Raw genomic sequence first — 568 nt, forward strand, 5'->3', positions numbered from 1 at the left:
ATTTAAACATTTCATTCATATCACTAATTTGATAATAATTGCTTTTAGCACCTTCGTATTAGTTCATTTAGCATTAAAATTATTCTTCAGCATTTAATTTCCATCTATGAAAAAAGCAAAGCTCAAACCTGAACTTTGCTTTAATTTGTCACGCCTTTATCATTTTCAAAATAGCCTCTATGCCAGTTTTACAAACTTGTAGCAACAATTTTTCATCAAACAACTGAATCACATCAAAAACTTCAATTGTTTACGTTGCAACTAACTTTATATTAGAACGCTCACAATATCTAATGTTTAAAATCTATCGTCGCAAGATGCTTCCGGTAATTATCAAGTGCCATTTTCGATTGGGTTATACAATCTAGAATCGCATGATAATTTAATGCTACAAATCGATAGTACAATATATCTACCGTGAATAACTGTGCAAATAGTGAAGTTGTAGCCGCCATACGCATTTCATTTTCATCAGTTCTGCCATAAATCAATGCATAGTCTGCAATTTGAGCCACTGGATTATTAGCTGTACTAGATATAGTTATGATGGGAATACTGTAATGTGTGG

General features: G+C 31.9%; 2 pseudogenes. One reads left to right on the top strand and one right to left on the bottom strand.

Features of this window, described 5'->3' with window-relative positions:
- Positions 1–97: pseudogene (locus tag IDG60_RS21655) on the top strand (hypothetical protein); the annotation flags it as partial.
- 193 nt (positions 98–290) lie between these two features.
- On the opposite strand, the pseudogene rpiRb reads toward IDG60_RS21655, so the two are convergent.
- Positions 291–568: pseudogene (rpiRb, locus tag IDG60_RS00460) on the bottom strand (pentose phosphate pathway transcriptional regulator RpiRB); the annotation flags it as partial.

Source organism: Staphylococcus sp. EG-SA-2, assembly GCF_017152085.1.